The 9,101-nt window shown below is 73.1% G+C and carries 8 protein-coding genes; 4 read left to right on the forward strand and 4 right to left on the reverse strand.

The genetic code is table 11. The features are described from left to right. The 3 genes from CWIS_RS12350 to CWIS_RS12360 form a co-directional block, all read right to left on the reverse strand. Positions 1–777 (reverse strand): P-loop NTPase (locus CWIS_RS12350; RefSeq protein WP_231583846.1); only part of this gene is annotated, 777 nt, incomplete at its 3' end. Between the two features lie 125 nt (positions 778–902). Continuing rightward, positions 903–1,472: a DUF1003 domain-containing protein gene (locus CWIS_RS12355; RefSeq protein ID WP_048343585.1), complete on the reverse strand. Its 570-nt coding sequence runs from the start codon at positions 1,470–1,472 to the stop codon at positions 903–905. Then, positions 1,465–2,787, reverse strand: coding sequence for a magnesium transporter MgtE N-terminal domain-containing protein (locus tag CWIS_RS12360; protein WP_048343586.1), 1,323 nt, complete (start codon positions 2,785–2,787; stop codon positions 1,465–1,467). The genes CWIS_RS12355 and CWIS_RS12360 overlap by 8 nt, the downstream gene beginning before the upstream one ends. Before the next feature lie 224 nt (positions 2,788–3,011). On the opposite strand from CWIS_RS12360, the gene CWIS_RS12365 reads away from it, so the two are divergent. Beyond that, a complete protein-coding gene (locus tag CWIS_RS12365) occupies positions 3,012–4,952 on the forward strand; it encodes a glycosyl hydrolase family 28-related protein (protein WP_048343587.1) in 1,941 nt (646 codons plus the stop codon). A gap of 206 nt (positions 4,953–5,158) precedes the next feature. Then, on the forward strand, positions 5,159–5,854 hold the full coding sequence (locus CWIS_RS12370; protein WP_048343588.1) for a general stress protein: 696 nt from the start codon (positions 5,159–5,161) through the stop codon (positions 5,852–5,854). A gap of 3 nt (positions 5,855–5,857) precedes the next feature. Here CWIS_RS12370 and CWIS_RS12375 read toward each other — a convergent pair whose 3' ends face one another. Beyond that, the gene (locus tag CWIS_RS12375) at positions 5,858–7,456 is read right to left on the reverse strand and encodes an aminopeptidase P family protein (protein ID WP_048343589.1); all 1,599 of its coding nucleotides are present in this window, start codon (positions 7,454–7,456) and stop codon (positions 5,858–5,860) included. A 48-nt stretch (positions 7,457–7,504) separates the two neighbouring features. Between CWIS_RS12375 and CWIS_RS12380 the strand changes: the two genes are divergently transcribed. Together CWIS_RS12380 and CWIS_RS12385 are read left to right on the forward strand one after the other, a co-directional pair. Beyond that, positions 7,505–8,344, forward strand: coding sequence for a PHP domain-containing protein (locus CWIS_RS12380; RefSeq protein ID WP_048343590.1), 840 nt, complete (start codon positions 7,505–7,507; stop codon positions 8,342–8,344). Between the two features lie 33 nt (positions 8,345–8,377). Beyond that, complete coding sequence (locus CWIS_RS12385; protein WP_048343591.1) at positions 8,378–8,998, forward strand: MarC family protein; 621 nt, start codon at positions 8,378–8,380, stop codon at positions 8,996–8,998. Positions 8,999–9,101 lie beyond the last annotated feature (103 nt).

Raw genomic sequence — 9,101 nt, forward strand, 5'->3', positions numbered from 1 at the left:
CTGCGGCGTGGTCACGACGACGATCTGCGAGCCGGGCAGCAGCTGCGCGACCGAGATCGCGATGTCGCCGGTCCCGGGCGGCAGGTCGAGCAGGAGGACGTCCAGGTCGCCCCAGAACACGTCCGCGAGGAACTGCTGCAGCGCGCGGTGCAGCATCGGCCCGCGCCACACCACGGGCTGGCCGGGCGGCACGAACATGCCGATCGAGACGACCTTCACGTCGTGCGCCACGGGCGGCAGGAGCATGTCGTCGACCTTGGTCGGCGGACGGTCGACGCCCAGCATGCGGGGGATCGAGAAGCCGTAGATGTCCGCGTCGACGACGCCCACGCGCAGGCCGTCGGCGGCCATCGCGACCGCGAGGTTCGCCGTGATCGAGGACTTGCCGACGCCGCCCTTGCCCGACGCGATCGCGAACACCTTGGTCAGCGACGAGGCCTGCGCGAACGGGATCGTCGGCTCGGCGTCCGTCCCGCGCAGCAGCCGGCGCAGCTCGGCGCGCTGCTCGGCGCTCATGACGCCGAGCTCGACCGCCACGTCGGTGACGCCGTCGACTCCCGACGCGGCCGCCGTCACGTCGCGCGTGAGGGTGTCCTTGAGCGGGCACCCGGACGTCGTCAGGTCGAGGCCCACGACCGCGCGGCCGTCGGTGACCTGCACCGAGCGCACCATGCCGAGCTCCGTGATCGGCCGGCGGATCTCAGGGTCCATCACGGAGGCGAGCGCGGCGCGGACTGCCTCGGTCAGCGAATCGTCAGTCAGGGGCACGACGACCATGCTAGGTCGGTCCTGGCGCACCTCGTCCGGGCCGTCCGGCCCTGGTCGGGTAGGGCAGCGACCAGGCGGCCGGTGCGGCAGCGACCCAGGCCTCGTGCGGCGAGCTCAGGGGCCGTGCGGCGAGGTCAGGTGCCGCTGCGGCGGCGCTCGGGCTTGCGCTCGTTCCGGGTGCGCTGGTCGGCCTTGTCCGCCGGTGCGGTCTCGTCCGCCTCGTCCTCGTCCTGCTCGGCGACGAGGTCCTCGAGCAGGTTGCGCAGCTCGGAGCGGACGAAGTCGCGCGTCGCGACCTCGCCGAGCGCGATGCGCAGCGCGGCCATCTCCCGGGCCAGGTACTCGGTGTCCGCCAGGTTCCGCTCCGAGCGCTGCCGGTCCTGCTCGGCCTGCACGCGGTCGCGGTCGGTCTGCCGGTTGGCCGCGAGCAGGATCAGGGGCGCGGCGTACGACGCCTGCAGGGACAGCATGAGCGTGAGCGCGGTGAACCCGTTCGCGGCCTTGTCGAAGCGCAGCTCCTCCGGACCCCACGAGTTCCAGCCGAGCCAGACGACGCAGAAGATCGTCAGCCAGAAGATGAACGACGGCGTCCCCAGGAACCGCGCGATGCTCTCCGAGACGCGGCCCGCGGCGTCCTGGTCGGTCGTCGGGCGCGGCAGCAGCGAGCGTCGCGACTCGCGCGGCTGGTCCAGGCGCTCAGCCACGGCCCACCGCCGGCTTGGCCGCGACGTGCCGCGGCGCGAGCTTGCCCACGACCTTCACGCCGTGCTCCTCGTCGTCCTGCTCGCGCCAGTCGGCGGGCAGCAGGTGGTCGAGGACGTCGTCGACCGAGACCGCGCCGAGCAACCGCTTGTCGGCGTCGACGACGGGCAGCGCGAGCAGGTTGTAGGTCGCGAGCTGGCGGGTCACGGCCAGCAGCGGCGCGCCCGCCTCGACGGGCTCGATGTCGGTGTCGACGACCGACCCGATCGGCTCGTGCGGCGGCTCGCGCAGCAGGCGCTGCAGGTGCACGACGCCGATGTAGCGGCCCGTGGGCGTCTCGAGCGGGGGGCGCACGACGAACACCATCGAGGCGAGCGCGGGCGCCAGGTCCTGGCGCCGCACGTGCGCGAGCGCGGCGGCGATCGGCGTCTCCGGCCCGAGGATCACGGGCTCGGTCGTCATGAGGCCGCCCGCGGTGTTGTCCTCGTACGCGAGCAGGCGCCGGACGTCCCGCGCCTCCTCGGGCTCCATGAGCTCGAGGAGCTCGGCCGCCTGGTCCTCGGGGAGCTCACCGAGCAGGTCAGCAGCGTCGTCGGGCTCCATGGCCTCCAGGACGTCGGCGGCGCGGCCGAGCTCGAGGCCCTGCAGGATCGCGACCTGGTCGTCCTCCGGCAGCTCCTCGAGCACGTCGGCGAGCCGCTCGTTGTCGAGCGCCGTGGCGACCTCGAGGCGGCGCGTGGTGCCCAGGTCGTGCAGCACGTCGGCGAGGTCGGCGGGCTTGAGGTCCTCGTACTGGGCGAGCAGCAGCTCGGCGCCCTGCTGCCCGGCGGCGCGTGCCAGTCCCGTGACCTCGCCGATCGTGACGAGCTGGGTCTCCCCGCGGCGGCGCAGCAGACCCCGGTGGCCGGGCACGACCCGGCGCACGAACAGCTTGGACACGATCCAGTCGTTGTTCCGCTGGAGCTCGATCGCGACGTCCTCGATCGTCGCCGAGCCGGTGCCGTCGACGAGGTCGACGGTGCGGTCCAGGAGCTCGCTGACGACGAGCGTCTCGAACGCGCGCTGCTCGAAGCGCCGCATGTTGACGAGGCCGGTCGAGATGACCTGCCCCGGGTCGATCGCGGTCACGCGGGTCAGCGGCAGGAACACGCGCCTTCGCCCGGGCACCTCGACGACGAGGCCCACCGCCCGCGGCGCCCCCTTGGGGCGGACGAGCACGACGACGTCGCGCACGCGGCCGACCTGGTCACCGAGGGGATCGAACACCGTGGTGCCGGCCAGGCGTGCGACGAACACCCGGGTGCCGACGCTGCTCACGCGGTCAGCCTAGACGCCCGGGCCGCGAGCGCACGCGACGCCGCGACCTGCGGCGCGACGATCGTCGCCCGCGGTTCACCTGCTGGACGACCGCGCGCCCGGCAGCGCGGCGGCCGGTGCGCGGCAACCACGGCACGGACACGTGTCACCTAGGACTTACCGACCGGTCGGTCAGTGTGGTTGGCTCCGGTATGTCCGGTTGAGCTCGACGGAGAGGATCACCCGTGCACCACCACAGCCCTGCGCCCACCCGAGGCCGACGACGTCGTCGGACCGCGCTGGTCGCGATCACCGCCCTCACGCTCGCGGCGACGCTCTCGTCGTCGCCCGCCCTCGCAGGTCGCCCGGGACCCGGTCCTGGCCACGGCCCGACCACGCCCGACCTGGGCCGCAACGTCGTCGTCTTCGACCCGTCCATGCCCGTGGCCGACATCCAGGCGCGCGTCGACGCGATCCACGCGCAGCAGGTCGACAACGAGATGGGCACGGCCCGGTACAGCCTGCTGTTCCTGCCGGGCGAGTACGGCACGGCCACGCAGCCGCTGCAGCTCAAGGTCGGGTACTACACCGAGGTCGCAGGCCTCGGGGCCTCGCCCACCGACGTCGTCGTGCACGGCAAGGTCGAGACCTACAACCGCTGCCTGTCCGACGACCCTGCCAACCCCAACTGCCTCGCCCTGGTGAACTTCTGGCGCACGCTGTCGAACCTCACGATCGACATCGAGGCCGCGGGTCAGGACGGGTGCCGCGCCTCGGCCAACTTCTGGGCCGTGTCGCAGGCGGTCTCGCTGCGGCGCGTCAACGTGCTCGCGGCCGAGGGAGACCCCGGCTTCTCGCTCATGGACTACTGCACCGCCGGTCCGCAGTACGCGAGCGGCGGGTTCATCGCGGACTCCCGGTTCGGCGACGTCGTCAACGGCTCGCAGCAGCAGTGGCTCACGCGCAACAGCGAGGTGCGCAGCTGGTCGAACGCCGTGTGGAACCAGGTGTTCGCGGGCGTCGTGGGCGCCCCGGACGACGCGACGTTCCCCGCCCCGCCGTACACGACGCTCGAGACGACGCCGGTGAGCCGCGAGAAGCCGTTCCTGTTCGTCGACGCGCGCGGTGCGTGGAACGTCCGCGTGCCCGCGGCGGCGCAGGGCACCCGCGGCATCACCTGGGCGAACGGCATGACGCCCGGGCGGTCGCTGCCGCTGCGCGACTTCTACGTCGCCCGCCCGGGGGACCCGGTCCACCGGATCAACGCCGAGCTCGCGCGCGGCAAGCACCTGCTGCTCACGCCCGGCGTCTACGACATCGACCGCAGCGTCGTCGCCAAGCGTCCCGGCACGGTCGTGCTCGGGCTCGGGCACGCGACCCTGACCGCTGCGCGTGGCGCGGTGCCGCTCGTCGTCGAGGACGCGCCCGGCATCGTGGTCGCGGGCGTGACGATCGACGCGGGTCCGACGAAGTCGCCCGTGCTGCTGCAGGTGGGGCGCCACGCCCACGGCCCGAAGCACCATGCGAAGGGCCCCGACCGCGCCCAGGCGCGGCGCGACCCGATCACGCTCAGCGACGTGTACTTCCGCGTCGGCGGGCCGCACCGCGGCAGCACCGATGTCGCGCTGCAGATCGACGCGGACGGCGTCGTCGTCGACCACACGTGGGTGTGGCGTGCCGACCACGGCGTCGAGGGCTTCACCGAGGGCGTCAACGGCGACACCGAGCGCTGGCGCACCAACCGCGGGCGCGTCGGCGTCGTCGTGAACGGCGACGACGTCACCGCGACCGGGCTGTTCGTCGAGCACTTCCAGCAGCACAACCTCGTCTGGAACGGCGAGCGCGGCCGCGTGGTGCTGTTCCAGAACGAGCTGCCGTACGACCCGCCCACCCAGGCCGACTGGACCAAGCCGGACGGCACGCTCGGCTGGGCCGGGTACAAGGTCGGCGACCGGGTCCGCACGCATGAGGTGTGGGGCGCCGGCGTGTACGTCTTCAACCAGAACAACCCCTCGATCGTCACCGAGCGCGGGTTCGAGGTGCCGAGGCGGCCCGGTGTGCGGCTCCACCACGTCATGACGGTCAACCTGAGCGCCGGCACGATCCGGCACGTCGTCAACGACGTGGGCGCGCAGGTCGACAACAGCAACACGGGCACGCCGTCGTTCGTCACCAGCTACCCGTGACCGCCGGGACAGGGCCACGACCGCACCCACCCGTGGCCCTGTCCCACCACCCCCACCCGCCACCCAGCGGTTGCTCGGGCCCCGTGCCCGGATAGCCGGAGCATCCGCTGGGTCGGGCGGTGGGAAGGGGGTGCGCGAGCGGTGCGTGACTGGCGTGTGCCGCGGGCGCCTGGTCAATCCCCAGGTCGGCGGGGGAGGATCGCCCCATGTCGTTCACCGGCCAGTCCCGCATCCCGCGCACGCCGACCCCGCCGCAGGGCGAGACCGTCGCGCGCTACGACACGTACGTGCAGGCGCAGAAGGCCGTCGACCACCTGGCCGACAAGTCGTTCCCCGTGCAGATGGTCACCATCGTCGGGACCGACCTGCAGATGGTCGAGCGCGTCACCGGGCGGCTGTCGTACCCGCGCGCCGCGTCCGGGGGCTTCGTCTCCGGAGCATGGTTCGGCCTGTTCGTGGGTCTGCTGCTGTCGCTGTTCTCCGAGCCCGGCGGCGCGAGCCTGTTCCTGCCCGCGATCCTGATCGGCGGGGCGTTCGGCCTGCTCTTCTCGGTGCTCACCTACTCGTTCACGCGCGGGCGGCGTGACTTCACCTCGGCGAGCCAGATCGTCGCGTCGTCGTACGCGGTGCTGTGCCACGCCGAGAAGGCCCACCAGGCGCGTCAGCTCCTCGCGGAGATCGGGGGTGTCGTCTCGGGGTGGCCCGCGCGGCCGGTCCAGGACGCGCCCGTGCCGCCGGTGAGTGCGCTGCCGCCGACGACGACCACGGCTACGACGACGACGCCCACGACGACGACGCCCACGACGACCACGCCTGCGGCGACGCCGCCCGTGAGCGAGCCGCCGCCGGCAACGCCGGACGCGACCGGTGGGACCGGGACGAGCACCGGCCCCACCGCCTGAGCGTCAGCGGCCCAGCAGCCCCGCCATCCACGCCTCGACGGCGTCCGGGTCGCGGGGGAGGGCCGCGGACAGGTTCTCGTTGCCGTCGGGCGTGACCAGGACGTCGTCCTCGATCCGCACGCCGATGCCGCGGTACTCCTCGGGCACGCGCAGGTCGTCGGACTTGAAGTACAGGCCCGGTTCGATCGTGAAGACCATGCCCGGCTCGAGCACGCCGTCCAGGTAGAGCTCGGCCCGCGCCTGTGCGCAGTCGTGCACGTCGATGCCGAGGTGGTGGCTCGTGCCGTGCACCATCCAGCGCCGGTGGTGCTGGTTCTCGGGCAGCAGCGACTCCTCGGCGGTGACCGGCAGCAGCCCCCACTCGTCGAGCCGCGCGGCGATGACCTCCATGGCGGCGTCGTGGACGTCGCGGAACCGGGCGCCCGGCACGGCGACGGCGAACGCGGCGTCGGCCGCGTCGAGCACCGCCTGGTACACCCGGCGCTGGACCTCGGTGAACGTCCCGTCGATCGGCAGCGTGCGCGTGACGTCGGCGGTGTAGAGCGAGTCGACCTCGACGCCGGCGTCGAGCAGCAGGAGCTCGCCCGCGCGCACCTGGCCGTCGTTGTCGATCCAGTGCAGCGTCGTCGCGTGGTCGCCGGACGCGGCGATGGTCTCGTACCCGACTGCGTTTCCCTCCTGGCGCGCGTGCCCGACGAACGTGCCCTCGACCACGCGCTCGCCGCGGGCGTGCTGCTGCGCGGCGGGCAGCGCGCGGACGACCTTCTCGAAGCCCTCGATGGTCGTCGCGACGGCGAGCCGCATCTGCTCGACCTCGTACGCGTCCTTCACGAGCCGCAGCTCGGACAGCGCCTCGACCAGGTGCTCGTCGCGGTCCGTCTGCTCCTGCGCGCCGCGCTCGGCCTCCTGCCGGCGGATCTCGTCGATCACGGCCTCGACGCCCGCGTCGACGTCGGGCACGACGAGGACCTGCACACCACCGTCACCGACGTCCTTGGCGACCGCGTCGCGCAGCTCGTCGATGTGCGCCGTCGCGATGCCCGTGAGTGTCTCGAGGTCCTCGAGCGTCGGCCGCGCCCCGACCCAGAACTCGCCGTAGCGCGAGTCGGAGAAGAACTCGCTCGTGTCGCGGCCCGCGAGCGGACGCATGTAGAGCACGGCGTGATGGGCGCTGCCGTCGTCGCCCGCACCGTCCTCGACGGGGTGCAGCACCAGCACGGCGTCCGGCTCCTGCTCGACGCCCAGGCCGGTCAGGTGCGCGAACCCGGAGTGTGGGCGGAACCGGTAGTCCGTGTCGTTCGACCGCACCTTGAACGTCCCGGCCGGCACGACGAGCCGGCGGCCGGGGAACACGGCGGACAGTGCGCTGCGGCGGGCCGCGGTGTGGTCGGCCGCGGCGGCGCGCGTGACCTGCGACGGCGGGCGGGGCGCCCAGCCGGACGTCACGAACTCGAGGAACGCGGCCGAGCCGGGGCGCTGCGAGCGGTTCGAGCCGCGCTCCTCGATCGGCTGGTCCTCGTTCCAGGTCTCGTCGCTGCTCGGCTCGCTGCTCGTCCGGTCGCTGCTCGTCCGGTCGCTGCGCGCTGCGGTGTCGTCCGTCATGCCGTCATCTTCCCACCGCCCGCGGACGGCGCCGGATACGGTGCCCGTGTGCGCATCGACCTGCACGCCCACTCGTCGGCGTCCGACGGCACCCAGACCCCCGCCGAGCTGGTCGCCGCGGCGGCGGCCGCGGGGCTCGACGTCGTGGCGCTCACCGACCACGACACGACGGTCGGCTGGGACGCCGCCGCGCGCGCCGCGCGCGACGTGGGCATCGCCCTGGTGCGCGGCACCGAGGTCTCCGCGCGGTGGCGCGGGGTCAGCGTCCACCTGCTGTCCTACCTGCAGGACCCCACGCACGAGGCGCTCGTGCGCGAGCTCGAGCGCACGCGCGACGCGCGCCTCGGCCGGGCCCGGCGGATGGTCGAGCTGCTCGCCAGGGACGTGCCGATCACGTGGCAGGACGTCGTCGCGCAGTCGGACGACGCCGTGACGGTCGGGCGGCCGCACATCGCCGACGCGCTCGTCGCGAACGGGGTCGTGTCGACCCGCGACGCCGCGTTCGCGCGGCTGCTGCGCGCCGACGGCCCGTACCACGTGCCTCACTACGCCCCGGACGCGGCCGACGCGGTGCGCGCGATCGTCGCGGCCGGCGGGGTCCCCGTGTTCGCGCACCCGGGCGCCGACGCGCGCGGGCGCATCGTCCCCGACGAGACGTTCGACGAGCTCGCGGCGGCGGGCCTCGTCGGGCTCGAGGTCCATCACCGCGACCACTCACCCGCCCAGCGCGAGCGCCTCACCGCGCTCGCGGACCGGCTCGGGCTGCTCGTCACGGGTGGCAGCGACTATCACGGTGCAGGAAAGCTGAACGAGCTGGGGGAGAATCTCACCCGGCCGGAGACCCTGGCCGCGATCGAGGAGCGTGGCACGAGTGAAGTCGTCCGGTGAGCAGACCAGCGCGCTGAACAAGGCGGTGCGGTGATGGAGTTCGTCGACCTGAGGTTGTTCTCCTCGGTGTTCATCACGCTGTTCGTGATCATGGACCCGCCCGGGACCGTGCCGATCTTCCTCGGCCTGACGGGCGCGATGACGCGCAAGCAGCGGAACAAGGCGGCTTGGCAGGCCGTGGCCGTCGCCCTCGGCGTGATCGTCTCGTTCGCCGTGTTCGGCCAGTCGATCCTGTCGTACATGCACATCTCGCTCGCGGCGCTGCAGGCCTCGGGCGGGCTCCTGCTGCTGCTCGTCGCGATGGAGCTGCTGACCGGGAAGATGGAGGAGGCCCAGGCCTCCCCGAACAACAAGGTCAACGTCGCGCTCGTGCCGCTCGGCACGCCGCTGCTCGCCGGGCCGGGCGCGATCGTCGCGACGATGGTCTTCGTCAAGCAGACCGACGGCACGGCGGCCGACGTGCTCGCGATCGCGCTCGCGGTCGTCGCCGTGCACGTGTGCCTGTATCTGTCGATGCGGTTCGCCAACCTCATCCACCGGGTACTCAAGGACTCCGGGACCATCCTCGTGACCCGCATCGCCGGTCTGCTGCTCGCCGCGATCGCGGTCCAGCTCATCGCCGACGCGGTCACGGCGTTCATCCAGGACGCCTGAGGCTCGGACCCGAGCCACCCGCGCACGACGACGCCCCCGGGCCGCCAGGCGGCTCGGGGGCGTCGTGGGTTCGTGCGGGGTGTCAGGCCTGCTCGGGCGCCGC

The organism is Cellulomonas sp. A375-1 (genome assembly GCF_001040865.1).
Classification (GTDB): Bacteria; Actinomycetota; Actinomycetes; order Actinomycetales; family Cellulomonadaceae; genus Cellulomonas; species Cellulomonas gelida.